The 26741-nt window shown below is 68.7% G+C and carries 24 protein-coding genes; 9 read left to right on the top strand and 15 right to left on the bottom strand.

The genetic code is table 11. From position 1 onward, the window contains the following. Positions 1–94: 94 nt before the first annotated feature. From A5757_RS11190 to A5757_RS11160, 7 genes are all read right to left on the bottom strand, one after another. Complete coding sequence (locus tag A5757_RS11190) at positions 95–1294, bottom strand: acyl-CoA dehydrogenase family protein (RefSeq protein WP_066833193.1); 1200 nt, start codon at positions 1292–1294, stop codon at positions 95–97. An 11-nt stretch (positions 1295–1305) separates the two neighbouring features. Next, a complete protein-coding gene (locus A5757_RS11185) occupies positions 1306–2373 on the bottom strand; it encodes an acyl-CoA dehydrogenase family protein (protein ID WP_066833192.1) in 1068 nt (355 codons plus the stop codon). 1 nt (position 2374) lies between these two features. After that, the gene (locus A5757_RS11180) at positions 2375–3145 is read right to left on the bottom strand and encodes an amidohydrolase family protein (protein ID WP_281498419.1); all 771 of its coding nucleotides are present in this window, start codon (positions 3143–3145) and stop codon (positions 2375–2377) included. A gap of 65 nt (positions 3146–3210) precedes the next feature. After that, entirely contained in the window at positions 3211–4836 is a 1626-nt protein-coding gene (locus A5757_RS11175) for an acyl-CoA synthetase (RefSeq protein ID WP_066833190.1), read from the bottom strand. A 3-nt stretch (positions 4837–4839) separates the two neighbouring features. Further along, on the bottom strand, positions 4840–6048 hold the full coding sequence (locus A5757_RS11170; protein WP_066833189.1) for an amidohydrolase family protein: 1209 nt from the start codon (positions 6046–6048) through the stop codon (positions 4840–4842). Then, positions 6045–6926, bottom strand: a complete 882-nt coding sequence (locus tag A5757_RS11165; protein WP_066833188.1) for an enoyl-CoA hydratase — start codon at positions 6924–6926, stop codon at positions 6045–6047. The genes A5757_RS11170 and A5757_RS11165 overlap by 4 nt, the downstream gene beginning before the upstream one ends. Positions 6927–7003: 77 nt before the next feature. Next, on the bottom strand, positions 7004–7801 hold the full coding sequence (locus tag A5757_RS11160) for an SDR family NAD(P)-dependent oxidoreductase (protein WP_066833187.1): 798 nt from the start codon (positions 7799–7801) through the stop codon (positions 7004–7006). Positions 7802–7990: 189 nt separating this feature from the next. Between A5757_RS11160 and A5757_RS11155 the strand changes: the two genes are divergently transcribed. Beyond that, positions 7991–8773 carry a TetR/AcrR family transcriptional regulator gene (locus A5757_RS11155; RefSeq protein WP_066833186.1) on the top strand — a complete coding sequence of 261 codons (783 nt, stop codon included), beginning with the start codon at positions 7991–7993 and terminating at the stop codon, positions 8771–8773. A 22-nt stretch (positions 8774–8795) separates the two neighbouring features. Here the strand turns inward: A5757_RS11155 and A5757_RS11150 are convergent, their stop codons facing one another. Both A5757_RS11150 and A5757_RS11145 read right to left on the bottom strand, forming a co-directional pair. Beyond that, positions 8796–9971, bottom strand: coding sequence for a thiolase family protein (locus tag A5757_RS11150; RefSeq protein ID WP_066833185.1), 1176 nt, complete (start codon positions 9969–9971; stop codon positions 8796–8798). Positions 9972–10053: 82 nt separating this feature from the next. Next, complete coding sequence (locus tag A5757_RS11145) at positions 10054–10938, bottom strand: enoyl-CoA hydratase/isomerase family protein (RefSeq protein WP_066833184.1); 885 nt, start codon at positions 10936–10938, stop codon at positions 10054–10056. Positions 10939–11051: 113 nt separating this feature from the next. Between A5757_RS11145 and A5757_RS11140 the strand changes: the two genes are divergently transcribed. Genes A5757_RS11140 through A5757_RS11125 form a run of 4 tightly spaced genes read left to right on the top strand, consistent with a single transcriptional unit; the run spans position 11052 to position 15029 of the window. Continuing rightward, a complete protein-coding gene (locus A5757_RS11140; RefSeq protein WP_066833183.1) occupies positions 11052–11876 on the top strand; it encodes an enoyl-CoA hydratase/isomerase family protein in 825 nt (274 codons plus the stop codon). A gap of 35 nt (positions 11877–11911) precedes the next feature. Beyond that, entirely contained in the window at positions 11912–12724 is an 813-nt protein-coding gene (locus A5757_RS11135) for an enoyl-CoA hydratase/isomerase family protein (RefSeq protein WP_066833182.1), read from the top strand. Further along, positions 12721–13512 carry an enoyl-CoA hydratase/isomerase family protein gene (locus tag A5757_RS11130; RefSeq protein ID WP_066833296.1) on the top strand — a complete coding sequence of 264 codons (792 nt, stop codon included), beginning with the start codon at positions 12721–12723 and terminating at the stop codon, positions 13510–13512. The genes A5757_RS11135 and A5757_RS11130 overlap by 4 nt, the downstream gene beginning before the upstream one ends. Next, entirely contained in the window at positions 13509–15029 is a 1521-nt protein-coding gene (locus A5757_RS11125; RefSeq protein WP_066833181.1) for a class I adenylate-forming enzyme family protein, read from the top strand. Before A5757_RS11130 ends, A5757_RS11125 begins: the two co-directional genes overlap by 4 nt. Here A5757_RS11125 and A5757_RS11120 read toward each other — a convergent pair. Beyond that, positions 14982–16562, bottom strand: coding sequence for a PucR family transcriptional regulator (locus A5757_RS11120; protein ID WP_066833180.1), 1581 nt, complete (start codon positions 16560–16562; stop codon positions 14982–14984). The two genes, A5757_RS11125 and A5757_RS11120, sit on opposite strands and share 48 nt — an antisense overlap. 81 nt (positions 16563–16643) lie before the next feature. Between A5757_RS11120 and A5757_RS11115 the strand changes: the two genes are divergently transcribed. Further along, on the top strand, positions 16644–18137 hold the full coding sequence (locus A5757_RS11115; RefSeq protein ID WP_066833179.1) for a CoA-acylating methylmalonate-semialdehyde dehydrogenase: 1494 nt from the start codon (positions 16644–16646) through the stop codon (positions 18135–18137). 86 nt (positions 18138–18223) lie between these two features. Continuing rightward, positions 18224–19603, top strand: coding sequence for an aspartate aminotransferase family protein (locus A5757_RS11110; protein ID WP_066833178.1), 1380 nt, complete (start codon positions 18224–18226; stop codon positions 19601–19603). Between the two features lie 7 nt (positions 19604–19610). On the opposite strand, the gene A5757_RS11105 is transcribed toward A5757_RS11110, so the two are convergent. The 5 genes from A5757_RS11105 to fabG are packed head-to-tail and all read right to left on the bottom strand — an operon-like array spanning position 19611 to position 24624. Then, a complete protein-coding gene (locus A5757_RS11105) occupies positions 19611–20795 on the bottom strand; it encodes a CaiB/BaiF CoA-transferase family protein (protein WP_197497315.1) in 1185 nt (394 codons plus the stop codon). Then, complete coding sequence (locus A5757_RS11100; RefSeq protein WP_066833176.1) at positions 20795–21478, bottom strand: GntR family transcriptional regulator; 684 nt, start codon at positions 21476–21478, stop codon at positions 20795–20797. The genes A5757_RS11105 and A5757_RS11100 overlap by 1 nt, the downstream gene beginning before the upstream one ends. A gap of 1 nt (position 21479) precedes the next feature. Beyond that, positions 21480–22670, bottom strand: coding sequence for an acyl-CoA dehydrogenase family protein (locus A5757_RS11095; RefSeq protein ID WP_066833175.1), 1191 nt, complete (start codon positions 22668–22670; stop codon positions 21480–21482). After that, the gene (locus A5757_RS11090; RefSeq protein ID WP_082929413.1) at positions 22667–23887 is read right to left on the bottom strand and encodes an acetyl-CoA C-acetyltransferase; all 1221 of its coding nucleotides are present in this window, start codon (positions 23885–23887) and stop codon (positions 22667–22669) included. The genes A5757_RS11095 and A5757_RS11090 overlap by 4 nt, the downstream gene beginning before the upstream one ends. Continuing rightward, the gene (gene fabG, locus A5757_RS11085; RefSeq protein ID WP_066833174.1) at positions 23884–24624 is read right to left on the bottom strand and encodes a 3-oxoacyl-ACP reductase FabG; all 741 of its coding nucleotides are present in this window, start codon (positions 24622–24624) and stop codon (positions 23884–23886) included. The genes A5757_RS11090 and fabG overlap by 4 nt, the downstream gene beginning before the upstream one ends. 106 nt (positions 24625–24730) lie before the next feature. On the opposite strand from fabG, the gene A5757_RS11080 reads away from it, so the two are divergent. Continuing rightward, a complete protein-coding gene (locus tag A5757_RS11080; RefSeq protein ID WP_066833292.1) occupies positions 24731–25900 on the top strand; it encodes an acyl-CoA dehydrogenase family protein in 1170 nt (389 codons plus the stop codon). Further along, positions 25897–26715, top strand: coding sequence for a mycofactocin-coupled SDR family oxidoreductase (locus A5757_RS11075; protein ID WP_066833173.1), 819 nt, complete (start codon positions 25897–25899; stop codon positions 26713–26715). The genes A5757_RS11080 and A5757_RS11075 overlap by 4 nt, the downstream gene beginning before the upstream one ends. Positions 26716–26741: the final 26 nt, after the last annotated feature.

The following is a 26741-nucleotide window of genomic DNA, read 5'->3' as shown; positions in this document are numbered from 1 at the left end:
TCGAAGCCGCCGGCGCGCGAGCGTGCGCAAAAGTACGTCGATCAGCGGCGTGTCGCGGACAGACGCGCACGTTCGCGGAAGGCGAGCGTGCGCGTCAGGACGCCTTCCTGATTGGCGGCGCATAGTTCGGCTTGCCGAGCCCGAGCACGTACTGGCCGATCATGTTGCGGAACACCTCCAGGGTGCCGCCGTAGATACCGACCAGCGGCGCGAAGCGGTACACGTACTCCGCCGCCCCGTCGTCTACGGCGCCGTCGGTGCCCATCGGCAGCGCCGAGGCCGACCCGAGCAGATCCATCAGATCCGGGGACACGTCGCGCATCGTCTGGGCGAGCGCGACGCGTCCGAAGATGTTCGGGGTGCTGATCGCGACCTCCGTGCGGGCGATCGAGCGGCCCAACCGGTGAGCCACCGCCCCGTCGTCGATTGCGCGATGACCACCGGCGTCCGGGTCGCCCACCACCGCGGCGGCGCGGTCACACGCCGCGACCAGGAAACCACCCTGATGCATCATGATCGAAACATCCTGCAGTCCATCGTCACTCGCCTCGACCGCGCCGTGTTCGGCGTTCAGCGGTTCGCGCAGCACGGTCCAGCCGCCGTTGACCTCACCGAGCCGGTAGCGATCGTCGACGCGGACGTCGCTGTAGTAGACGATGTTGGTGCGGTCGCCGTCGACGGTGCGGACACCCTGGATCTCGATACCGTCGGAGTCCAGCGGCACCAGGAACATGGTCAGGCTCTGGTGCTTGGGCGCGTCGGGATCGGTGTTGGTGATCAGGAAGACGTACTGGCAGTTGTGCGCGCCGGTGGTGAACATCTTCGAGCCGTTGATCACCCACGTCGACCCGTCCCCGTCCCGCACCGCCCGGGTCTTACAGGTGGCGATGTCGGAGCCGCCCTCAGGTTCGGTGTAGCCCAGGCAGAGCCTCACGTGACCGCTGAAGACTTTCGGCAGCACCTCGTCGACGACGTCGGGCTGGGCGAACTTGGCCACCGATCGGGCCACCATCGAGGTGGTGCCCCAGGTCACCCAGGGCACGTGCGCGCGGCGCTTCTCCAGCTCCCAGATCCGGCGCCGCACCCGGCTGAACCCGCCGTCGGGCTCCGGCTTCCACTCCCGTTCGAGGTAGCCGGCCGCACCCAACGCCAGGTGCACTCCCTCGTCGAAGTTGTCCCCGGTCTCGCGATCGCGCCGCAGGACGTCTTCGGTGACGAGGTCGGCCAGAAACGCGCGGACCTCGTCGCGGAACCGGCGGTCGTCGTCGGACAGGGCGACGCGTGCGAAATCCATTGCAGTTCCTCTCAGACCGTGCCGGCTGCGGCGTGGCCGGTCTCACGGGCGGCGACGAGACGGGCGATGCGCTGGGTGCTGATGCCGGGGTCACCGCCAGCCAGCGCCCACCCCCGCGCCCGCACCAGATACGCGGTGGCCGCAGCCTCAGCCGACACCCCCAACCCGCCCTGGACGTGCACGGCCATCGTCGCGGCGCGGGGCGCTTCCTCAGCCATGAACACGAACGCCGACGGTGCGAGTTCGGGCCGTTCATCGGGTTCGTTGTCGCCGTACCAGGCCGCCCGCCGGGCCAGGCCGCGGCCGCCCTGCACGGTGATGGCGATGTTGGCCAGCGGATGCGAGATGCCCTGCAGCGTGGCGATGGGCACGCCGAGGGTGTAGCGGCTCTTGGCGAACTCCACCGCGATGGTCATCGTCTCCTCGACCAGCCCGACGAGCGCCGCGGCGGTGAGGATGCGCCACTCGTCGAGGGCCCGCTGATGGGCTGCCAGCGCCTCGGGTCCGGTACCGAGCACGGTGCGGCCGTCTGCGGCGGCGGGGTCCACCCACGCCATCGGGAGCTTGCCGATGTTGTCGACGCGAGCGGGCCTGGTGTCGAAAGTCAGCTGCACCACCTCGTCACCGTCGCGCAGCACCACGGCGTCGGCGATCGATGCGGACGGCACGAGCCGGGCACCCGGCCGGTCCTCCTGACGGGCGTCGAAACTCACGATGGTGGTTCCGTCGACGACCCCGGCCGAGTCGGGGCCCAGCGCACCCAACCTGGCCAACAGCCGGGCCGCGCAGATGTGGTCGATCCACGGCACGGGCGCGAGGTAGCGGCCCGCTTCCTCGGCGACCAACGTCAGGTCGACCAGGGTGGCGCCGTCACCGCCGACGTCCTCGGGCAGCGCCATCGACGTCGCACCCATGGCGCACAACCGTTCCCAGAGATTCTTGTCGAAGCCCGATGCCTCGGCGGCGCGCACGGTGTCGATCGGGCTGTGGGTCTTGAAGAACTGCCGGTACGCCTCCTGCACCGCCTGATGGTCGTCGGTGAGGCTGTAGTCCTGCCGACGCAGTTCGTAACGGTCCATGTCAATTCTCCTCGCGGGGTCTGCCGAAGAAGAACTCCGCGGCGTTGTGGTGGAGGTAGTTGTCGAGTACGTCGGGCGGCAGGTCCAATGCCAGCGCCTCGGGGACGACTCGGCTCTGGCGCAGCACCGGCCAGTCGGAGGCGAAGATGACCTTCTCGCTGCCACGAGTGCGCATGAAGTGCAGCAGGCTGTCCGGCAACCGCTTCGGTGACCAGGCCGACGTCATCAGCCGCAGGTTGCGGTATTTCAGCAGCATCCGGATCGCGACGTCCCACCACGGGTCGGCGCCGTGGATCATGCACAGTTTCAGTTCGGGGAAGCGCACGCACACCCGGTCCAGGTGGATGGGGTGCTGCACCTCGCCGGGGATCGGCGGTCCGGGGATGCCGGTGTTGACACACAGCGGCAACTCCAGTTCCGCGCACTTGGCGTACAGCGGATAGTAGACGGCGTCGCTGGGCGGATACTGTCCGTCACCCCAAAAGCTGGGCCCGACAACGGTATAGGCGAGCGGGAGATCCCGCTGCACGGCGGCGAGTTCCCGCAGCGCCGGAACCGGGCGCAGCAGGTTGACCCCGCCGATCGCCAGGGCGAACCGGTCCGGGCGCTCCTCGACGAATTTGCGCGCGGTCACCGACGGTTTGGTGAGATTGTCCATCAGGATCGCCTTGACCACGCCGTGACGGTCCATCTCGTCGAGCAGTTCGGGGAGTTCGACGGGGTCGTAGAGTGACTTGGGGCCCTTGAAGTAGTCGTCGCGGACTTTGAGCATGAACTCGGGCTGGTTGGCCGTCTCCCCGAAGTGCACGTTGACCAGGCAGTCCAGCACCGGCCGGGTCACGGTTGGACCGCCAGGTCCGCGTGCTGCGTCACCTGTGTTCTCGCCCAACGGTAGTCGGCCTTACCGTTGCCCAACCGCCGGACCGCGTCGACGAAGATGATCTCCTTGGGCGCTTTGAACCGCGCCAGCTCGGCCGTGCACGCCCGCAGCAGCGCCTCCGGTTCGACGGCAGCGCCGGGCTGTCTCTGGATCAGTGCGACGATCTCCTGACCCCAGCGGTCGCTGTCGCGTCCGACCACCAGTGCGTCGGCCACGCCCTCGTGGGCGCGCAGCACTTCCTCGACCTCCTCGACGAACACCTTCTCGCCACCGGTGTTGATGACGAGCGAATCGCGGCCGTACAGCCGGAGGGTGCCGTCGGCCTCGAGGGCGGCCCGGTCGCCCGAGATCACCACTCGTCTGCCGTCGACCTCGGGAAACGTCCGCCGCGTCGCCTCGGCATCGTCGTAGTAGCCCAGCGGAATTCGGCCCTCCCGGGCGACCCAGCCGATCTCGTCGTCGCCCGGTGCCAGGATTCGGGTGCGGTCCTCGGACAGGACCACCACGCCGTCGCGCCGTTCGAAGGTGTCTTTGCGGTCGTCGCGCAGACTGCGCCCGAACGCCATGTTCCCGGTTTCCGAGGAGCCGTAGCCGTTGATCAGCGTGATCTGCGGCAGCAGCTCCAGGAGCGCGTCCTGGTGGCGCTGATTGGTGGCCGCCCCGCCGGTCCCGATGGCGAACAACGACGTCAGATCGTAGGGACGGCGGCGCATCTCGTCGATCAACGGTCCGGCATACGCGTCGCCGACCATGGTCATCAGGCCGACCTTCTCGCGCTCTGCGGTGGCGAGCACCGCGGCGGGGTCGAGTGTCGGCTTGTCGTACAGGATCACCGTCTGACCGTTGAGCAGCGCGGCGAACGCGGTCCACATCCCGGCCGCGTGCATCAGCGGGGACACCGCGAACCACGGCGGCCCGGCATGTTGCACCCTGTCGTGGATGTCGGTGACCGATTCGTGGTCGGCGCCGTTCATCGAGACCACGTAGGTATCGGACTGGCGCCACATGACGCCCTTGGGCCTGCCGGTCGTACCACCGGTGCAGATCATCATGACGTCGTCCGGTGACGGGGTGATCGGCTGATCGACGTCGCCCGAGGCCAGCGCATCGTCCAGTGTGACGGCGCCCGTCAACTCCGGTGCGCCGCTACCGTCGTCGATGGAGATCATCAACTCCACCCCGTCGCGGGGCAGCACGTCGGCGAACTTCGCGCCCAGGGACCGGTGGTAGACGACCGCGCGCGGCCGCAGATAAGTCAACAGTTCGTCGACCTCGCGCGGGGTGTAATTGAAGTTCACGTTGACCGGCACGGCCCGCGCCTTGAGGGATCCGATGACCATGTCGGGGTACAGATCGTTGTGCATGATCAGGGCGACGCGGTCCTGTCCGCACTGCCACCCGTCGAGGGTGTCACGCTCCCGGTGCGCGCCGATACCTTTGACGCACAGGAAGTTCGCGAAGAGACGGGTGCGTTCGGCAGTCTGCCGATAGGTGCTGCGACGGTCCCCGCAGACGGTCATCAGCCGGTCCGGCACCGCGTCGGCGACTGCGTCGACGACCGCGCCTATCGTCCACTCCCCCATCGGTCAGGCGTTCGCGGGGACGTGCGCGCCGAGTAACGTCAAGGCGTTGTCCCGCATGACTTTTCGGGTGTCCTCGTGGCTGAACTCGGGGAACTGCGGGATGTCGGCGGTGAACGACGTCGGATCGGCCAAACCCTCACCGTGCGGCCAGTCGGATCCGAACAGGATCTTGTCCACGCCGATGGTCGCGGCCAGCAGTTTCACGTCGTCCTCGTAGTACGGCGCGATCCACACGTTGTTTCGCAGCTGCTCGATGGGGTCCTCCCGGTAGTGGTACGGCGCATTGTTGGCGGACTTCTTGAGCCGCTTGATCAGCCGGTAGACGAAATACGACCCGTTCTCGATGCTGGCCACTTTGAGTTTCGGGTGCCGGGTGAAAACCTGGTGCACGATCATCGAGGCGATCGAATCGTGGATGGCCCGGTCGTCCATGATCACCATGTCGAGCGGATCGCGCCGGCCGAAGCCCTTGAAGACAGCGCTGCCGCCCCACAGCGCGGGGATGGCCATGTAACCGGAATCGGACAGGTGGAAGACCACCGGAACACCGGCCTCGGCCAGCCGCGCCCACACCGGATCGTGCACGGGATCGCCCAGCGAGCGGGGCCGGACCTCACCGGGTACCGGCGCGGGCCGCACGCACACGATCTTGGCGCCGCGGCTCAGGACGAACTCGACCTCCTCGACCGCCTGTTGCACGTCGGCCAGTGAGATGATCGGCGCGGACAGGATGCGATGGTCGGGGCGGTCGAAACCCCAGTCCTCGTCGAGCCACAGGTTGAAGGCGTGAACCGACGCCATGGTGGCCGGGATGTCGTGCTTGAGGCCCTCTTCCACGCCGCAGGCGAAGGTCGGCAGCATGAACACCGTCTCGAGGTTCTGCTGGTCGAGGATCTTCACGCGGGCGTCACGGTTCTGGTACTCGGGATGGTCGGCGAGCCGGTCGACCTTCATCAGCGACGCCGGATCGACACCCTCGGGGATCTCGCCACGGAACAGCAGATCCAGGCAGCCGGGTTCGATGATCGGGTCGAACGTCGGGTTGGGGATGAAGTGGTTGACCACGCCGCCCATCACCGCGAAGGTGCGTTTACCCTCGCTGAGCATCTGGACGCCGCGGCTGCGGAACTCCTTGGGCAGGTGCCGGGTGAACGAGTCGATCGGCTCGTAGTAGTGGTTGTCGACGTCGATCGCCCGGTAGTCCAGGGTCATGGGGCTGTGGTCCTTTCGTTCACGCTCACCGCGCCGAGCGGCGGAAAGTCGGGCGACCGCTTCTCGAAGAAGGCGGTGATGCCTTCGATGAAGTCGGGCCGGCGCATGGATTCGTGCATCAACTGCTCGGCGCGCGCGCTCGTCTCCACCACGCCGCTCATGGCGTCGCCGTAGAGCTGTTCCTTGATCACCGCCAATGCGCTGGGCGAACAGTTCGCGGCGATGTCCTCCGCGTACGCCAGCGCTCGCGGCATCAGTTCCTCGGGCGGGACGACGTCGTTGACCATCCCGAGTTCGAAGGCCTCTTCGGCGAGGAACACCCGTCCGCTCAACAACAGATCCAGCGCCGTGCCCCAACCCACGACCCGCGGCAGGATCCAGGAGATCCCGTATTCGGCGATCAGCCCGCGGCGCGCGAACGAGGTGGTGAACTTCGCTCCGGCAGCGGCGAACCGGACGTCGCACATCAACGCCTGGGTGAGTCCGATGCCGGCGCACGCGCCGTTGATCGCGGCGATGAGGGGTTTGCGCAGCGAGGTTACGAAATGGGGGTGGCGTTCGCCGACCAGCTCGCTCACGTCGGTGTCACCGTCGGTGGTCGCACTCTCCATCGACGACAGGTCACCCATGTCGGCGCCGGCGCAGAACGCACGGCCGCTGCCGGTCAGCACGATGACGCGGACGGCGGGGTCGGCCTCAGCGGCGTCGAGCGCGCGGTAGAAGCCGGCGGCCAGCCCACCACCCCAGGCGTTCATCCGCTCGGGCCGGTTGAGTGTCACCACCGCCACGCCGCTGTCGCGAACCTCGTAGCGCACGACGTCGGATGCGCCGGCCAAGTCGACCTCCCCGGACGTGTCAGCGACTGACTGAATGCTCATACTGTACACCTATCGGTAGTACTTTCCACAAGGCGTGGACACGGCCTCTGCCCAGGGTGGCCGCCACGTGGAGGCCATTACGTGAAATCGCTTCCGCCGTCGACGTTCACGTTGGCTCCGGTCATGTAGGAGTTGCGCCGGGACGCGAGAAACGCGGCCACTGCACCGATCTCGTCGGGTAGCCCGGCGCGCGGCAGATGCGCGGGATGACCGAAGTGTTCGTCGATGGCCGCCATCAGCGCGTAGGGATCGTCGCCGTCGACTCCGACCGAACCCGCCCAGCCGCGGAGCGCATCGGTGGCGATACTGCCGGGTGAGACCACGTTGACCATGATCTCGTCCTTGGCCAGCAGCAGGGACAGATTCTTCGAAACGCTCGTCACCATCGCCTTGGCGGCGGTGTAGGCCGGCAGGATGACGCTCTGGCGTTGCGTGGAGTGGGCCGAGAAGTTCACGATCCGCGCCCATTCGGCGGCGCGCAGCAGTGGCAGCGCCGATCGGACGCTGTGCACCATCCCCATCACACCGTCGTCGACCGCCTGACGCCACTGCTCGTCGGACAACTCCTCGAACGTGCCGCGAACGGCCGGGCCCACGGTGTTGACGAGCACGTTGAGCCGACCGCCCCACCGCTGCCCCACGGTGTCGAAGACCTGCTGCACCGCTGCGGTGTCGCCGACGTCGGCGACCAGACCCACGGCGTCGGGGCTGCCCCGCTCCGACAGTTCGGCCGCCGCCCGGTCCAGCGTCGCCGCGGTGCGGCCCACGAGCGCCACCCGGGCGCCGTCCTCGGCGAGGCACCGCGCGGTGGCCAGACCCATGCCGCCGCCGCCGCCGACCACCACCGCCGTTGCGTCGGTGAACCCGAGATCCATTTCGCGTCAACGCCTTTCGAACGCACGACAGTAGCGATCAGGGCAACTATATGGCTTACCGTATAGAATTCGCAGGACGTTGGGCCGCTCCGTAGGGCAACAGCACCGGAATGGCGACCGGTACGGTTGTCCGTGCGGACACGGGCTGGTGTCGACCGCACGGCAATCGAAGGTGTTGGAGGTATCCCCGTGGCCAAGCAGCCGGTCGGCGGAAAGCGTCAACGGCGTGAGCGCGGTTCGATCAATCCCGAGGACATCATCACCGGCGCCTTCGCGCTGGCCGAGGACGTCTCGATCGACAACCTGAGCATGCCCCTGCTGGGTAAGCACCTGGGGGTGGGCGTCACCAGCATCTACTGGTACTTCCGCAAGAAGGACGATCTGCTCAACGCGATGACCGACCGCGCGCTCAAGCAGATCCAGTTCGACACCCCCTATGTCGACGCGGCCGACTGGCGGGAGTCGTTGCGCAACCACGCCCACAACATGCGCACCACGTTCTTGGGTAGCGCCATCCTCTGCGATCTCGTATTGATCCGCGGGGCCCTGAGCCCGAAGGTGCGCCGCCTCGGCGTGCAACAGATGGAGTCCGCGATCAGCGCGCTCGTCGAGGCCGGCCTCTCACCGGAGGATGCGTTCGACACCTATTCGGCGGTGTCGGTGCACGTGCGCGGCTGCGTGGTGCTCGAACGCCTCGCGCAGAAGACCCGCGAACTGCACGAGAGCGCACACGGTTTCGACGAACCGTCCGCGATCGACGCGGAGAGCACCCCGCTGATCGCCGCGCTGACGGCCAAAGGCCACCGCATTGGCGTCGCCGACGAACACAACTTCGAGTACGGGCTGAACTGCATCCTCGACCATGCCGAAGCGCTCATTCGGGCCGGCGGCAGACCGGCGGGCGTGAAGGCCCGGGCCGCCAAGAGCACGTCGGCGCGGGCGCGGCGAAAACCCGCCGCGCCGCGGGTCTGAGCGCGGCGCGTCACACCTCGACTCACACCTCGACGATGACCGCCCCGCCTTGACCGCCACCGGCGCACATGGCCGCGACACCGATGCCGCCGCCGCGGCGCTGGAGTTCATAGACGAGCGTGGTGACCATGCGGGCGCCGGAGGCGGCGATCGGATGCCCGAGGCTGCAGCCGCTGCCGGAGAAGTTGACCTTCTCCTCGTCGAGGCCGTATTCGCGGCAGGCTGCGATCGGCACCGACGCGAACGCCTCGTTGATCTCCCACAGCGCCACGTCGGCCGGGGTGAGTCCGGCCCGGTCGAGCACCTTGCCGATGACCCGGACCCCGCCCAGACCGGTGTCACGCGGCGCCACCCCGATCGACGCCCAGGCGCGCACCTTCGCCATCACCGTGAGTCCCTCCGCCTCGGCGAAACCGCGCTCGACGAGCACGGTCGCCGCAGCGGCGTCGTTGGTGCCGCTGCTGTTTCCCGCGGTGATGGAGAAGCCCTCGATCTCCGGGTGCAGCACCTTGAGGCCGGCCAGCTTCTCGACGGTGGTGTCGCGGCGTGGATGCTCATCGACGCTGAAGTCGACGACCGAACCGTCGGCCTGGGTGACCTTGAGCGGCACGATCTCGTCGAGGAACTTGCCGGCATCCATGGCGGCGATGGCCCGCTGGTGCGAACGCGCGGCCCAGGCGTCCATCTCCTCACGGCTGATGCCCGCGGCCTGTGCGGTGTTCCAGCCGACGGTGATCGACATGTCCTTGGCCGGTGCGTCCGGGGTCTCGACGTGGGTCGGTGGCATCCAGCGCTCTTCGAACTTCAGCTCCGGGCCGGGGATGCGCCAGTTCGTCAGCGGCGTCATCGACAGCGACTGCACGCCGCCCGCGACCAGCGCCCGCTCCATACCCGAGCCGATCTGCGCTGCGGCATTGCCGATCGCGGTCAGGCTGCCTGCGCAGTGCCGGTTCACCGACTGCCCCGGCACGCCCTCCATACCCGTGGCGGTGGCTGCGTAGCGAGCCAGATCGCCGCCACCGTAATGCGATTCGGCGAAGATGATGTCGTCGAACGCGGTGGGGTCCACACCCGAGCGCCGGACCACCTCGGGCAGCACGGTGGTGATCAGGGTCTCCGGCGGGGTGTTGACCAGCGTGCCCTTGAACGATCGGCCGATCGCGGTGCGGACGGCGCCGACGATGACGGGTGTGGCCATGATGTACCCCTAACTCGGTTCGGATGGGCCGCCGCGGCGGTCGCAGTTGACAGAAACCGTAGCAGGTGTAACGGTGCCGGCTCTACTCCGCACCGGGTTCGTCGACGTGGAAATGTGCGTCACGCAGCCGGAACGCCTCTTTGGTGCCGTACTGCGCGCGGGTTTTGACGAAGTTGAACTCGCCCGGCGCGAACTGCAGGTTCGTCCCATAGGCGTGGAACAGGTAGCTCGCGACCTCTTCACCCTGATAGACCTGGCTCTGCTCGACCAGCCGGAACGCCTCCTTGGCGATCACCACACCGTCGGCGGGCATCTTGGCCGCCTTCTCCGCCCAGTACCGCGCCCGCGCGGTGACCGCACCTGACGCGCAGGTCTCGGTGAACACGCCCAGATGCTCGACCTCGCCGGCCTCGATGATGTCGCCCGTCAGCAGCATGCGGCGAGCGAGCACCGGGCCGAGCCGGTGGAAGAACATGTGGAGGCTGCCCAGCGCGGGGCCGAGGAAGCGGGTGGCGGGCATCCCGATGCGGGTGTCGCGGCCGATTACGGAGATGTCGGCCATCAGCGCCATCTCGAATCCGCCGCCGAGCGCGTACCCGTTGATCTCGCCGACCGTCACCTTCGGGAACCCCATCAGGTTGTGATAGAAGCCGAAAGACTTGCGGTCGACCGTGAGTCGGCGGCGCTGACTGGGCCGCCGACCGGACGCGCTGTCGGCGGATCCGTACCAGCCGTAAGCGTTGTTCATGTCGGCGCCGGTGGAGAACACGTCACCCGCGCCTCGCAGGATCACGACGGTCAGATCGTCGTCGTCGGCGACCAGGTCCAGGCACCGCGCGATCTCGTCCCGCATTGCCGCGTCATAGGAGTTGCGCTGCGCCGCGTTGTCGAGGGTGATCGTCGCGATCCGCTTCCCCGCGTCGACCTCGAACCGGACCCGGCCGTCCGCACCGCCCGAAGCCGTCATCGGTCGGACCCCTTCCCGTTCGCCCGGCCCCGGCCGAGCCGACATGTACACGATAACAATGGAGTCGTCTACTGTATGGCTAACGGTAGAGCGAGCGGAGAGGTGGGTCGGCGGTGGGCCACGATGCCGGATCGGCGCACGCGGCGGACGGCGCTGTGCACGTCGACCACCTCGACGGCGTGCTGCGCCTGACCATCGACCGGCCGTCGCACCGAAATTCGTTGAGTCGCACGATGATCGGGACGCTGGTGGACACGCTCACCGACGCCGCATCGGACGACACGCTGCGCGCGGTCCATCTGCGCGGCGGCCGGGACCAGTTCTGCTCGGGTGCGGACTGGGTGGCCACCAACACCCAGGGCGGACAACGGCCGCGCACCGGCGATCTGGTCCGGCGCATTCCGCACCAGGCCAACCGCATCGTCGAACTCGTCGCGGGAATCCACCTTCCGGTGGTGTGCACCGTCCGCGGTTGGGCCGTCGGACTCGGCTGCAACCTCGCGCTCGCCGCGGACTTCACCGTCGCCGCGCGGGACGCGGTGTTCTGGGAGCCCTTCGTCGACCGCGGGTTCTCCCCTGATTCCGGTGCGACGTGGCTGCTGCCGCGACTGGTCGGGGTGGCGCGGGCCCGGCGCATGCTGTTGCTCGGCGAGAAGGTCAGCGGTGAGCAGGCCGCCGACTGGGGACTGATCCACCAGGCCGAAGCACCCGAGGAGGTGGACGCCGTCGCCGAGCAGCTGGTGGCCCGCCTGGCCGCCGGCCCCACCGTGGCGATCGGACTGGCCAAGCAGGCGCTGGCGGGCAGCACCCAGGCCGACCTCTGTCAGGCGCTGGCCACCGAACTGCAGCACCTCGAACTCGCCTGCCGCACAGAAGACTTCAAAGAAGGCCTGCAGGCGTTCCGCGAACGCCGGGCGCCGGACTTCGGCGGCAGATGATCCGGCAGATGACGAGGAACCACGAGAGGACACCGATGGGCACAGCGTCGTTCGACGACATCATCTACGAGGTCGACGGCCACACCGCCACGATCACGCTGAACCGCCCGCAGGCGCTCAACGCGCTCAGCCCCCACATGGTCTCCGAACTGCGGGCGGCCTACGCCGAGGCAGAGAACGACGACGGGGTCTGGCTGCTGCTGGTGACCGGCACCGGACGGGGGTTCTGCACCGGGGCCGACGTCACCGAGATCCCCGAGGACGGCCGGGTGATCTACGAACGGCCCTACCTGTCCACCTACGACCAGTGGGAGGCACCGCAGGAGGGCACGCCGCCGTTCCGGACCATGGCCAAGCCGGTGCTCGCCGCCATCAACGGTCTGTGCTGCGGCGCCGGCCTGGACTGGGTGACGACCGGCGACATCGTCATCGCGTCGGAGAAGGCCACGTTCTTCGACCCCCACGTCAGCATCGGCCTGGTGGCCGGGCGCGAGATGGTGCGACTGGCCCGGGTGCTGCCCCGCAACATCGCCCTGCGCATGGCGCTGGCCGGCAAACACGAGCGGATGAGCGCGCAGCGGGCCTACGACCTCGGTATGGTGAGCGAGGTGGTCGAACACGACCGGCTGCTCGAACGCGCACACGAGATCGCCGACATGGTGAACTCCAATGCGCCGCTTGCAGTCCGGGGCACCCGGTTGGCGATCCACAAGTCTCTGGACCTCCCCCTGCACGACGCCGAGATCCTCGCCGAGACCTTCCGCGAACGGGTGGTGCGCACCGAGGACGCCCTCGAGGGTCCGAAGGCGTTCGTGGAGAAGCGCGCTCCGAACTGGCAGTGCCGATGACGACGCCGGAGTTCGAGACGCTGCTGCTCGACGTGGATCCGTCCGACCACGTCGCGACCATCACCCTGAACCGGCCGGACCGGCTCAACGCGTTCAACCGCACCATGTGCGAGGAGATGGCCGAGGTGTGGCGGGCGGTCAAACGCGACGACCGTGTCCACGCCGTCGTCCTGCGCGCCGCGGGCGACCGCGCGTTCAGCGCCGGGCTGGACGTCAAGAGCTCCTACGGACAGCCCGACAACGTGTGGAACCACGAGGATCCCGGCGAACTGCTCAGCCCGAAGTGGCAGAAGATGTGGAAGCCGGTGGTGTGCGCCGTGCAGGGTATGTGCACGGCGGGTGCGTTCTACTTCGTCAACGAGGCCGACGTGGTGATCTGCGGGGAAGGTGCCACGTTCTTCGACTCCCATGTCAGCGCGGGGCTGGTGTGCGCGCTGGAGCCGGTCGGGTTGATGCGCAAGATCGGGCTCGGCGACAGCCTGCGGATCGCGCTGATGGGCAACGACGAACGGGTCGGCGCACAGACCGCGCTGCGGATCGGGCTGGTGACCGAGGTCGTCACCGACGACCGGCTTTTGGCTCGCGCCCACGAGATCGCCGCGGTCATCGCGGCGAAGCCGCCGTCGGCGACGCAGGGCACCGTGAAGGCGATCTGGGAGTCCCTGGACCGGCCGTATCGGGCGGCGATGGAACAGGGCCTGATCTACACCCGGCTCGGAAACCCGCTCGGCACAGCCGAATTGCGGGCCGCACCAGATACTCCGCGCCGCACCCCCGACATCCGGTGACGCCGCACCCGCTGAGCCGGCGCATCGCCGAGGTGCTCGCGCTGTCCCCCGACACCGACGCGGTCGAGTTCGACGGCCGGTGGATTTCGTGGGGCGCACTCGGCGACTACGCCCGCGGGATCGCCGCACGGGTGGCCGAGCACCGCATGCCCGCGCCACCCCAGGTCGGAATCCTGTTGCGCAACCGGCCCGCCCACCTGGCCGCCCTGCTCAGCGTGCTGACCGAAGAGACCACCGTGGTGGTGATCAACCCGTCCCGAGGTGACGACCGCACCCGGGCCGACATCGCGGCGCTGGACCTGCCGCTGCTCATCGGCGAACCAGCCGACCTGTCGGCCCTCGCCGATCCCGCTTCCGGTTCTGGTTCCGAGCTGATCGGTATCACCGACCTGCATACCCCACCCTGCGTCACCCGCGGCGGACCCCGTGCGGCCCGCAATGACGCCCGCCCGGGGGTGGCGGTGCGGATGCTCACCAGCGGAACAACCGGCCCACCGAAACGCATCGACCTGACCTATGACATGTTGGCGCACAGCGTGATCGGCGCCGAATTCGCTGACGCCGCCGCACCGGCCGCGCCGCGTCGCGGCGTGGCGATCGTCAACTCGCCGCTGGTGCACGTCGGCGGTGTGTTCCGCGTCCTGCTCTGCGTCAGCGAGGCCCGGCCGTTCGTGCTCCTGGAACGCTTCGACCTCGACCGGTGGGCCGACGCCGTCCGCCGCCACCGTCCCCGCGCCGCGTCCCTGGTACCGGCCGCGCTACGCATGGTGCTGCACTCCGACCTGAGCCGAGACGACCTGGCAAGCCTGCGCGTCGTCACTTCCGGCACCGCCCCGCTGTCGGCGCAGGACGCCGACGCGTTCACCGAGAAGTTCGGCATCCCCGTGCTGACCTCCTATGCGGCAACCGAATTCGGCGGCGGGGTGGCCGGCTGGACGCTCGCCGACCATCGACGGTTCTGGACCGCCAAACGCGGCAGTGTCGGCCGGGCGAATCAGGGTGCGCGGCTGCGGGTGGTCGACGACCACGGCAGGCCGTTGCCGCCGGATCACGTCGGGCTGCTCGAGGTCGTTCCGCCCCAGTTCGGCCCCGGCGCAGCCTGGGTCCGCACCAACGATCTGGCCCGCATCGACGCCGACGGGTTCCTGTGGATCCTTGGCCGCGCCGATCAGGCCGTCATCCGCGGCGGCTTCAAGGTGATGCCCGACGACGTCCGCGCCGCCCTGGAGAGCCACCCTGCGGTGGCCGGAGCGGCCGTGGTCGGCCGCCCCGATACGCGACTGGGCGAGACGCCGGTGGCCCTCGTCGAACTGCGGTATCCGGTCGACGCCGACGAACTCACCGGCTATCTGTCGACTCACCTGGCGCGCTACGAGATCCCGACGGTGATCGAGATCGTCGACGCGATTCCGCGCACCCCCTCGGGCAAGGCCGATCTCGCGGCGGTACGCGCCCACTTCGCCCCCGAGTCAGCCGCGCGGGCGGCTGTCCAAGATCAGCAGCGCGACGTGCAGTGACGTCGCCGACTCGGCATCGTCGAGGTCCACGCCGAGACCGTCGCTGATCGCCGCCAGCCGCTTGTAGAGCGCGGGTCTGCTCATGTGCAGGCGCTGGGCCAGCAGGGCTTTGTTGCCCCTGCACCGCACGAACTCGCGCAGCACCTCGAGGCCGGCGCCCTCGTCGATCAGTAGTGGACGCAACTCCGATTCGGCGAACTGCTGGACGCGCGGGTCGTCCCGCAGCAGCGCAATCAGACCGCGCAACCGCACGTCGGAGGCGCGGAAGACGCGCCGGGAGCTGCCGTCCATCGCGATGGCCACCTCCGCGATGTGCTGGGCGCGCGGCAGGCCGCGGACCGCCGCGGCGACCTGGGTTTCGGATTCACCCAGCGCGCAGACTGCGTGCCGCACCCCGTCGAGGCGCAGCAGATCCGTGTACAGACGCTCGCCGAGCGCCCCGAACGCCGTATCGGCACTGCCGCGGCCGGGCCGCAGCGCGACCAGGGCACCGATCTCGCCGTCGCCACGCACCGAGAACAGCCCGCTGTGCCCCGCGGAGTTGACCGCGTGCACGACCGCAGCCAGGAGGCTTGCGTTGTGCCGTTGTGCCGCAACGGGATCGGTGTGCTCTCGGGTCCGGGCGACCCGCACCACGGCAGGATGGTAGGCGGCCTGGACCCGCAGCCCGAGGGCGTGGGCGCGGGCCGCGATCTCCCGATCGTCGGTGATGCGGCCGCCCAGGACGTCCTCGACCAGTCCGCTCTGGGCCTGCTGGTGCAGACCGGTGCGGTTGCGCTCGATCATCTGATGCAACGACAGCGCGGCGGCGGCGCGTTCGAGCACCATCGTCGCCCGGCCCGGATCGGCGGGCGGACGCGGGATGATCAGCCGACCCCACTCCTCGCCGCGCGGCCCGACGGCCGTCACCGCCCAGGCCCCGGGTCCGGTCGGGGCGCGCCGCGACCGGCGCTCCCAGTCGTCGAGCACGTTGGCCGCCCGGCCACCGTGGGTGGAGGCGATGATCGCCTGGTGGGCCAGGTCCTCGAGCACGACCGGTTCGTCGACGATGTCGGCCGCGGCGTCGACGATGGCCGTCGCCGACGCCCGGTTCATGCTCAATTCGGTGAACGTCTCATGCACCCGCCGGTCGAACGCGACCTCGTCGAACTGGGCGGTGACGATGCGCCGGTGCACCACCTCTGTGACGTCGACGAACCTGATCTGCCTGCGGAGCGCCACCAGGGCCAGGTCCAAGCGGCGGGCCAGAGCGACGACCGGTGGCGGCGGGCCGTCGTACGCGGGACCCAGCTCGACCACGACGCCGAGCGCACCGGCTTCGGCCAGGCCGCGCAGATACCGCTCGGGTTCGGAGTGCAGCGCCGTGCCGGTCGTCAGCACCAACTCGCCGCCCTGCAGCAGGGCCGACAGGTCCGCGACCTCGCCGACGTGCACCCAGCGGATCGGCGCGTCCCACCGGCGGTCGCTGAGCACCTGCGGATCGCCGGCCTGGACGACCGGCAGGGCAATCACGTCCCCGACCGTCAACGCCATTGACAGAGTGTATTCCGAGAGGCGTATACGTTTACACAGTGACCCCGTCGGGGGGCATCGGCGGGTGGCAACCTCTTCCGCATGACCACACTCGTTCAGCATTGGCGCAACGGCGCCGTCTTCGCAGGCACCTCCGAGCGCACTGCCGACGTGACCAACCCGGCGACCGGCGCGGTGACCGGTCAGGTCGCGCTGGGCAGCGTCGAGGACGCCCGCGAGGTCATCGCCGCGGCCGCGGCCGCGTTCCCCGCGTGGCGGGACGCATCGCTGGCCAAGCGCACCCAGGTGCTGTTCGCCTTCCGCGAGCTGCTCAACGCCCGCAAGCACGAACTGGCCGACATCATCACCAGCGAGCACGGCAAGGTCGTCTCCGATGCGCTCGGCGAGGTCTCCCGCGGCCAGGAAGTCGTCGAATTCGCCTGCGGCATCCCGCACCTGCTCAAGGGTGGCTTCACCGAGAGCGCATCGACCAAGGTCGACGTGTACTCGATCCGCCAGCCGCTGGGCCCGGTCGCGGTCATCTCCCCGTTCAACTTCCCGGCGATGGTGCCGATGTGGTTCTTCCCCATCGCCATCGCCACCGGCAACACCGTCGTGCTCAAACCGTCGGAGAAGGATCCGTCGGCATCGCTGTGGCTGGCGCGGCTGTGGAAAGAGGCCGGGCTGCCCGACGGTGTGTTCAACGTCCTGCAGGGCGACAAGACCGTCGTCGACGAACTGCTGACCAATCCGCAGATCAAATCCGTCAGCTTCGTGGGCTCCACTCCCATCGCGCAGTACGTGTACGCCACCGGGACCTCCGCGGGCAAGCGCGTCCAGGCCCTCGGCGGCGCCAAGAACCACGCGATCGTGCTGCCCGACGCCGACCTCGACCTGGCGGCCGACGCCATGGTCAACGCCGGCTTCGGCTCGGCCGGTGAGCGTTGCATGGCGATCAGCGCCTGCGTGGCCGTCGGCCCGATCGCCGACGATCTGGTGGCCAAGATCGCCGAACGCACCACCGGACTCAAGATCGGCGACGGCACCGGTGACGCCGACATGGGTCCGCTGGTCACCAAGGCCCATCGCGACAAGGTCGCGTCCTACATCGACGCGGGCGAGGCCGACGGCGCCAAGATCGTCGTCGACGGCCGCACCGTCCAGGCCGATGGCGGCGAGCAGGGCTTCTGGCTCGGCCCCACGCTGATCGACCAGGTCACGCCGCAGATGAGCGTCTACACCGACGAGATCTTCGGCCCCGTGCTGTCGGTGGTGCGCGTCGAGACCTACGACGAGGCGCTCGAGCTCATCAACAACAATCCGTACGGCAACGGCACCGCGATCTTCACCAACGACGGCGGCGCCGCCCGGCGGTTCCAGAACGAGGTCGAGGTCGGCATGGTCGGCATCAACGTCCCGATCCCGGTGCCGATGGCCTACTACAGCTTCGGTGGCTGGAAGGCGTCGTTGTTCGGTGACAGCCACGCCCACGGCACCGAGGGCGTGCACTTCTTCACCCGAGGCAAGGTCGTCACCCAGCGCTGGCTCGATCCCAGCCACGGCGGCCTCAACCTCGGCTTCCCGCAGAACCAGTGACGATCGCGCCGAGAGTACGGTTGGTGCACGCATCGCCCGAGTAGCGGCGTCGACAACCGTACTTTCGGCGTAGAAGGAGAACCCCCATGACGCTCACCGATGAGGCCACCCTGCCGAACGGCCTGACCATCGACGAGGCCCGTGCCGAGGCCGCCCGCGCGTTCGAACTGGACCGGGCGCACGTGTTCCACTCGTGGTCCGCGCAGGCCGAGCTCAAACCGATGACGATCACCGCGGCCCAGGGCTGCCACGTGTGGGACGGCGACGGCAACCGGCTGCTCGACTTCTCGTCCCAGTTGGTCAACACCAACATCGGCCACCAGCACCCCAAGGTGGTCGCCGCGATCGCCGATCAGGCCGCCAAGCTGTGCACGGTCGCGCCGCAGCACGCCAACGCCGCCCGTTCCGAGGCCGCCCGGCTGATCGCGGAGCGGACCCCCGGCGAGCTGAACCGGATCTTCTTCACCAACGGTGGCGCCGACGCCGTCGAGCACGCGGTGCGGATGGCCCGGCTGCACACCGGCCGCTACAAGGTGCTGTCGCGGTACCGCTCGTACCACGGCGGCACCGAGACCGCGATCAACCTGACCGGCGACCCGCGCCGCTTCCCGAACGACCACGGCAACGCCGGCGTCGTCCACTTCTTCGGTCCGTTCCTCTATCGCTCGCACTTCCATGCGACCACCGAGGCCGAAGAGTGCGAGCGGGCGCTCGCCCACCTCGACGAGCTGATCCGGCTCGAGGGACCGACGACGATCGCGGCCATCATCCTGGAGACCATCCCGGGCACGGCAGGGATCATGGTGCCGCCGCCGGGCTACCTCGCCGGCGTGCGGGAGATCTGCGACCGCTACGGCATCATCTTCATCGCCGACGAGGTGATGGCCGGGTTCGGCCGCTCCGGTAAGTGGTTCTCCATCGACCACTTCGACGTGGTGCCCGACCTGCTGACGTTCGCCAAGGGTGTCAACTCCGGCTACGTGCCGTTGGGCGGCGTCGCCATCAGCCCGACCATCTACGAGACCTTCGCCCACCGTCCGTATCCCGGCGGCCTGACCTACTCGGGTCACCCGCTGGCGACGGCGGCCGCAGTCGCCACCATCACCGCGATGGCCGAGGAGGGCATCGTGGAGAACGCGGCGCGGGTCGGCGAGGAGATCCTCGGACCGGGTCTGCGCGAGATCGCCGCCAAGCACCCCAGCGTCGGAGAGGTTCGCGGCGCGGGTGTGTTCTGGGCCGTCGAACTGGTCGCCGATCAGGCGACCCGGCAGCCGCTGGCCGCATACGGCGGCAGCAGCGAGGCGATGAACGCGACGATCGCGGCGTGCAAGGCCGGCGGGCTGCTGCCGTTCGCGAACTTCAACCGCATCCACGTGGTGCCGCCGTGCACCGTCTCCGACGACGAGGCCCGCGAGGGTCTGGCAATCCTCGACCGCGCGTTGGAGACCGCCGACAGCCACCTCTAGGAGCGGATCACACGATCTGTTCGGCACGCAGTCGCGCGATGGCCTCGGCGTCGTAGCCGAGGCCGTCGAGGATCTCGTCGGTGTGCTCCCCCAGCAGGGGGGCTCTCCGGCGGATCGTGCCCGGGGTGGCCGACATCCGGAACGGCGTGTCCGTGATCGGCACCGGATGCGCGGCGCCGGGGAAGTCCACCCGCTGCAGGTATCCCATCGCGGCTACGTGCGGGTCGTCGAGCGCCTCCTGCGTCGAATGCATCGGTGCGGCAGGCAGTTTCGCCGACTCGAGGAGGGCGAGCACCTCGGCCTTGGGCTTGTCCGCGCACCAGCGCGCCATCACGTCGTTGAGGACGTCGCCGTTGCGCCAGCGCAGATCGTCGTCGGCGAAGCGTGGATCGTCGACCAGGTCCTCGCGGCCCATCAGCCGGCACCACCTCTTGAACATCGGCGCTCCGGCGATCTGCAGCAGCACCCAGCCGTCGTCGGCGGTCCGGTACAGATCACACGGCGCGACCGACGCTCCCTGGTTCCCCATGCGCGGCTTGTCGGTGCCGAGGAGATCACGCTCGATGAGAAACGCGTTCGACAGCATCAACGCCGTCGGGAGCAGCGCGCCCTCGACGTGCTGTCCCTGTCCGGTGCGGTCACGGTGGAACAGCGCCATCATCACGCCGATGGTCAGGGTCAGTGCGGTGCCGAAGTCGGCGTAGGGCACGACGGTGCGAATCGGCATGTCGGGCAGACCCTGCCGGTACGTCGCTCCCGACATCACCTGCCCGGCGCCGTCGAAGCCGATGCGGTCGCTGTAGGGTCCGCCTTCGCCGTAGGCGGTCGCGCTGGCCAGGATGATGTCCGGTTTCACCGCGCACAGACTGTCGTAGTCCAGTCCGCTGGCGCGCATGCCCGCGGCCGGCATGTTCGCCACCACGATGTCGGCCTGCGCCACCAGTTTCCGGGTGATCTCGGCACCCTCGGGCGTGGTCGAGTTCAGCGTGAGGGAGCGTTTGTTGCGGTTGCACTGCAGGAAGGTGCCGCCCTCTCCGCCGGCGGTCACCGCCTGCACCCAGCGGTCCTCACCGCCCTCGCGCTTCTCCACCCGCACCACGTCGGCACCCATGTCCGCCAGGATCGCGCTGCACCACGGTGCGGCGATGAACCGTCCGTAGTCGAGGACCCGCACCCCGTCCAGGACGCCCATCAGCGTGCCTGTTCGGTCTCGACCACCCCGCGGGCGACGAGATGGTCGATCAACGGCGTCGCGCCGGCGGCGAGGTGCTCGGACATCGCCGCCCTGGCGCCCTCGCAGTCACCCGCGGCCAGCGCCTTCAGCAGCGCGCGGTGGTGGCGCGTCGACCGGGCCGGCCAGCCCTCGATCGTCGGGAACACCGACTCCGGTGCGTACCTGGTGATCTGAGACATCAACTGGGCGAGCTTGGGCGAATCCGCGGCGACATTGATGGCGCGGTGGAATTCGTGGTTGAGCCGCACCGCGCGCTCGCCGTCGTCATGGGCGTAGGCATCCTCGAGCTGATCCTGGATGTCGGTGAGCGCCCGCAGCTCGTCGGCGGTCATGTTGGCCGCCGCGCGGGCGGCGAGCACACCGCCCACATGCGCCTGTAGATCGGACACGTCGGCGATGTCACGGGCGGTGACCGGCAGCACCACGAACCCGCGCCGCGGCTGCTGTTCGAGCAGCCCCTCCGCGCGCAGCTCGAACAGCGCCTCGCGGACGGGGGTGACGCTGATGCCGAGCTCGACCGCGAGCTGTTCGAGCCGGATGTACTCGCCGGCCCGGTAGGTGCCGTTCAGTATTCGCCTGCGCACGAACCGCGCGACGTCGTCGGCGAGTTGGGGGCGCGCCGCGAAATCGGAGGCGGACATGTCAGATCTTGTAGTCGGCCAGGAGCCGCTTGCTGATGATGTTCTTCTGGATTTCGCTGGTGCCCTCGCCGATGAGCAGGAACGGCGCGTCGCGCATCAGCCGCTCGACCTCGTACTCCTTGGAGTAGCCGTAACCGCCGTGGATCCGGAAGCTCTGCTGGGTGACCTCGGCGCAGAATTCGCTGGCAAGGTACTTGGCCATCCCGGCAGCGACGTCGTTGCGCTCACCGGAGTCCTTCAGCCGGGCGGCGTTGACCATCATGAGATGTGCCGCTTCGACTTTCGTGGCCATCTCGGCGAGCTGGAAGGCGACGGCCTGGTGCTCGGCGATCGGCTTGCCGAACGTCTGGCGCTGCTGGGCGTAGCGCACGGCCAATTCGAACGCGCGCAGCCCGACTCCGCAGGCGCGGGCGGAGACGTTGACCCGGCCCACCTCGACTCCGTCCATCATCTGGAAGAAGCCCTGTCCCGGCTTCTCGCCGAGGATGTCGGAAGCCTCGGCACGGTAGCCGTCGAAGATCAGCTCGGTGGTGTCGATTCCCTTGTAGCCCAACTTGTCCAGCTTGCCGGGGATGGTCAGACCGGGAGCGACCTCACCGAACCCCTCGGGCTTCTCGATCAGGAACGCGGTCAGGTTGCGATGTGGTTTGTCCGCACCCTCGTCGGTGCGTACCAGTGCGGCGACCAACGTGGAACTGCCGCCATTGGTCAACCACATCTTCTGACCGCTGATGAGGTAGTCATCCCCATCGCGGACACCCCTGGTGCGGATCGCTGCGACGTCAGAGCCCAGTTCCGGTTCCGACATCGAGAACGCCCCACGCACGTCACCGGTCGCCATTCGCGGTAGGAACCGCTGCTTCTGCGCATCGGTGCCGTGCTGACGGATCATGTACGCCACGATGAAGTGCGTGTTGATGACGCCGGACACGCTCATCCACCCGCGTGCCAGTTCCTCCACGCACAGCGCGTAGGTCAGCAGCGACTCCCCCAGACCGCCGTACTCTTCGGGGATCATCAGGCCGAACAGCCCCATATCGCGCATGCCGTCGACGATGCCCTGCGGATAGGCGTCGGCGTGCTCGAGTTCCTGAGCGTGCGGGATGATCTCCTTGTCGACGAAATCCCGTACCGTGGCGACGATCTCGGTCTGAGTCTCGGTCAATCCCAACGTCTGCGCGAGTCTGGTCATGCGGCTGCCACCTTTTCGAATACCGCGGCCAGACCCTGGCCGCCGCCGATGCACATCGTCTCCAACCCATAGCGACCGTCGCGTCGGTGCAATTCGCGGGCCAGGGTGGCCAGCATCCGACCCCCGGTGGCGCCGACCGGGTGACCCAGCGAGATCCCGGACCCGTGCACATTGGTGCGGTCGAAATCTGTTGCGGTGAAACCCCACTCGCGGGTGCAGGCCAGCGCCTGCGCGGCGAACGCCTCGTTGAGTTCGATGAGGTCCATGTCCGTCAGGCCGAGGCCGGCGCGGTTCAGGGCGGTTGCGGTCGCCGGTACGGGTCCGATGCCCATCACGTTCGGCGCGACACCGGCCACGGCCCACGACACCATCCGGACCAGTGGTGTCAGCCCCAGTTCGGCGGCCTTCTCCACGGTGGTCACCACACACATCGAGGCGGCGTCGTTCTGTCCGCTGGAGTTGCCCGCAGTCACCGTGGCCTCCGGATCATTGCGTCCCAGAACGGGTTTGAGCCTCGACAACGCCTCGACGGAGGTGTCGGCGCGCGGATGTTCGTCGGTGTCGATGACTTGATCGCCGCCCTTGGCGGGGACCGTCACCGGGATGATGGTCTCGGCCAGCAGCCCGTCCTGCTGGGCGGCGACCGCGCGCCGGTGGGACCGGACCGCGAGTTCGTCCTGCTCTTCGCGCGGGATCGCGTACTGGCGACGCAGGTTCTCCGCGGTCTCGAGCATGCCCCCGGGTACCGGGTGGTTCTTGCCGCCTGCGGTCGTCCGGCCGCGGGCCAGCGCGTCGTGCACGGTGATTCCGCCCCGGGCACCGCCCCACCGCATGTCGGTGGAGTGGAACACCACGTTGCTCATCGACTCGGCGCCCCCGGCGACCACCAGATCGTTGGCGCCGCTGCTCACCTGCAGGCACGCCTGGATGACGGTCTGCAGCCCGGATCCGCACCGGCGGTCGATCTGCATACCCGGCACCGAGACCGGCAGTCCGGCGTCCAGCGCGATGACCCGGCCGATCGCCGGGGCCTCCATGCTGGGATAGCAGTGCCCGACGATCACGTCCTCGACGGCGTCTGGGGCGATTCCGGTGCGCGCCAGGAGCCCCTGCAGTGCGGCGACGCCGAGGTCGACTGCGGTGAGCGAGGAGAACATCCCGTTGTAGCGCCCGATCGGCGTACGTACGGGTTCACAGATGACCGCATCCCGCGTCACAGGTGGCGGCCACCGGTCACTTCGAGGACCGTCCCCGTCATGTAGGACGACAGATCCGACGCCAGGAACAGCGCCACCTTGGCCACCTCGTCGGGCTCCCCGGCGCGGCCCAGCGGCACCTCTGCCACCTTGGAGTCCCAAATGCGTTGCGGCATCGCCTCGGTCATCGCCGAGCGGATCAGGCCGGGCTGGATCGCGTTGACCCGGACGCCCAGGTAGGCCAGCTCTTTCGATGCCGCCTTGGTCATTCCGACGATGCCGGCCTTGGCCGCCGAGTAGTTGGTCTGCCCGACCATGCCGACCTTGCCGGAGATCGAGGACATGTTGACGATCGCGCCACGCTTCTGTTCGCGCATGATGGCCGCAGCGGCCCGCAGCCCGTTCCAGGTGCCCTTCAGGTGCACGGCGATGACCTGGTCGAACTGGTCCTCGGTCATCTTGCGCATGGTGGCGTCGCGGGTGATGCCGGCGTTGTTGACCATGATGTCGAAGCGACCGAAACGCTCGGTGGCGGCCGCGACCAGCGCCTCGACCTCTGCGGCGGAGGTGACGTCACATCGCACGGCGACCGCGGTGTCATCGCCGCCGAGTCGCGCCGCGGCCTCCTGTGTCGCCTCGAGGTTGACGTCGCCGAGCACCACCTTCGCACCTTCGGCGATGAAGCGTTCGGCGATGGCGTAGCCCAGGCCCTGCGCTCCGCCGGTGATCACCGCGGTCTGCCCGTCCAGCAGCGTCATCGTCTTTCAACCCTTCCCGGCCGAGACCACCCCGGCGCCGTCTAGCGAGCATAATATTTCGTATACGATATCGCCATTACCCCTCCGGCCGGACAGGAGATCCGTGATGAGCGAAGTCAGCGCTGACGACTTCCGCGAGATCCTTGCGCAGACAAAGCAATTCGTCCGGACCGCGGTCGTGCCCCGCGAGGCTGAGATCCTCGCCACCGACAAGGTGCCCGACGACCTGCGCGATCAGGCCAAGAACATGGGCCTGTTCGGCTACGCCATCCCCCAGGAATGGGGTGGGCTCGGGCTGGATCTCACCCAGGACGTCGAGCTGGCCATGGAGCTCGGCTACACGTCGCTGGCGCTGCGGTCGATGTTCGGCACCAACAACGGCATCGCCGGCCAGGTGCTCGTGGGCTTCGGCACCGACGAGCAGAAACGCCAGTGGCTGGAGGGCATCGCCAGCGGTGAGGTCGTCGCGTCGTTTGCGCTCACTGAACCGGGCGCCGGCTCGAATCCGGCCGGGCTGCGCACCAAAGCCGTTGCCGACGGGGATGACTGGGTGCTCAACGGCAGCAAGCAGTACATCACCAACGCCCCGACAGCCGATCTGTTCGTCACGTTCGCCCGCACCCGCCCGGCCGACAGCGACGGCCCCGGTATCGCGGTGTTCCTCGTGCCCGCCGACGCCGACGGGGTCAGTGTGGGCGCCAAGGACGCGAAGATGGGCCAGGAGGGTGCCTGGACGGCCGACGTGAACTTCACCGATGTGCGGGTGCCTGCCACCGCCCTCATCGGCGGGAGCGAGGACATCGGCTACCGGGCGGCGATGACGTCGCTGGCGCGCGGCCGGGTACACATCGCCGCCCTGGCCGTGGGCACCGCCCAGCGCGCGCTGGACGAGTCCGTCGCCTACGCCGCGACCGCGACGCAGGGCGGCAACCCGATCGGGAGTTTCCAGCTCGTCCAGGCCATGCTCGCCGACCAGCAGACCGGGGTGATGGCCGGTCGCGCCCTGGTGCGCGACGCGGCGCGGCAGTGGGTCACCGGCGAGGACCGCCGCATCGCGCCGTCGGCGGCGAAGGTGTTCTGCACAGAGATGGCCGGTCAGGTCGCCGACCTGGCGGTCCAGATACATGGAGGAAGCGGATACATGCGCGAGGTTCCCGTCGAACGGATCTACCGGGATGTGCGGCTGCTGCGGCTTTACGAGGGCACCAGCGAGATCCAGCGCCTGATCATCGGCGGCGGACTCGTGAAAGCCGCACAGCGGGCGGCGAATTCGTGAGCGGCAAGCTGGCGGGACGGGTCGCCTTCATCACCGGCGCCGCCCGCGGACAGGGCCGCGCGCACGCGGTCCGGCTGGCCTCCGACGGCGCCGACATCATCGCCGTCGACATCGCGGGCAAACTGCCCGAGTGCGTGCCCTACGACCACGCCGGCCCCGACGACCTGGCGGAAACGGTGTCACTGGTGGAGGCGACCGGGCGGCGCATCCTGTCCACGATCGTCGACACCCGCAACCATGACGGGCTGAAGGAGGCCGTCGACGCCGGCGTGGCCGAACTGGGCCGACTCGACGTCATCGTCGCCAACGCAGGCATCACCGCTCCCCAGGCGTGGGACACCATCACCCCCGAGGACTTCCGCGACGTCACCGACATCAACATCACCGGCACCTGGAACACGGTAATGGCCGGGGCGCAGCACATCATCGACGGTGGCCGAGGCGGGTCCATAATCCTGATCAGCTCTGCCGCGGGTCTGAAGATGCAGCCGTTCATGGTGCACTACACCGCGAGCAAGCACGCCGTGACCGGCATGGCCCGCGCGTTCGCCGCCGAACTCGGCAAGCACCGGATCCGGGTCAACAGCCTGCACCCGGGCGCCGTCAACACCCCCATGGGCAGCGGCGACATGGTGAACGGTCTGATGCGCGCGGATGCGACCAGTCCCGGACTGATGAACATGGTGACGCCGTTCATCCCCGACATCGCTCAGCCGGAGGACATCTCGGACGCGGTCGCGTGGCTGGCCGGCGACGAGTCACGCTTCGTCACCGCGGCCGCCATTGCGGTCGATCTGGGCTCGACGCAGTTCTGAGCGATCAGGCGAGACGGATCAGGCGA

It is taken from the genome of Mycobacterium sp. 852013-51886_SCH5428379 (assembly GCF_001665575.1).
In the GTDB taxonomy this organism is placed as follows: Bacteria; Actinomycetota; Actinomycetes; order Mycobacteriales; family Mycobacteriaceae; genus Mycobacterium.
The sequence above is the reverse complement of the archived record's forward strand: the minus strand, read 5'-3'. Positions and strand labels throughout refer to the sequence as shown.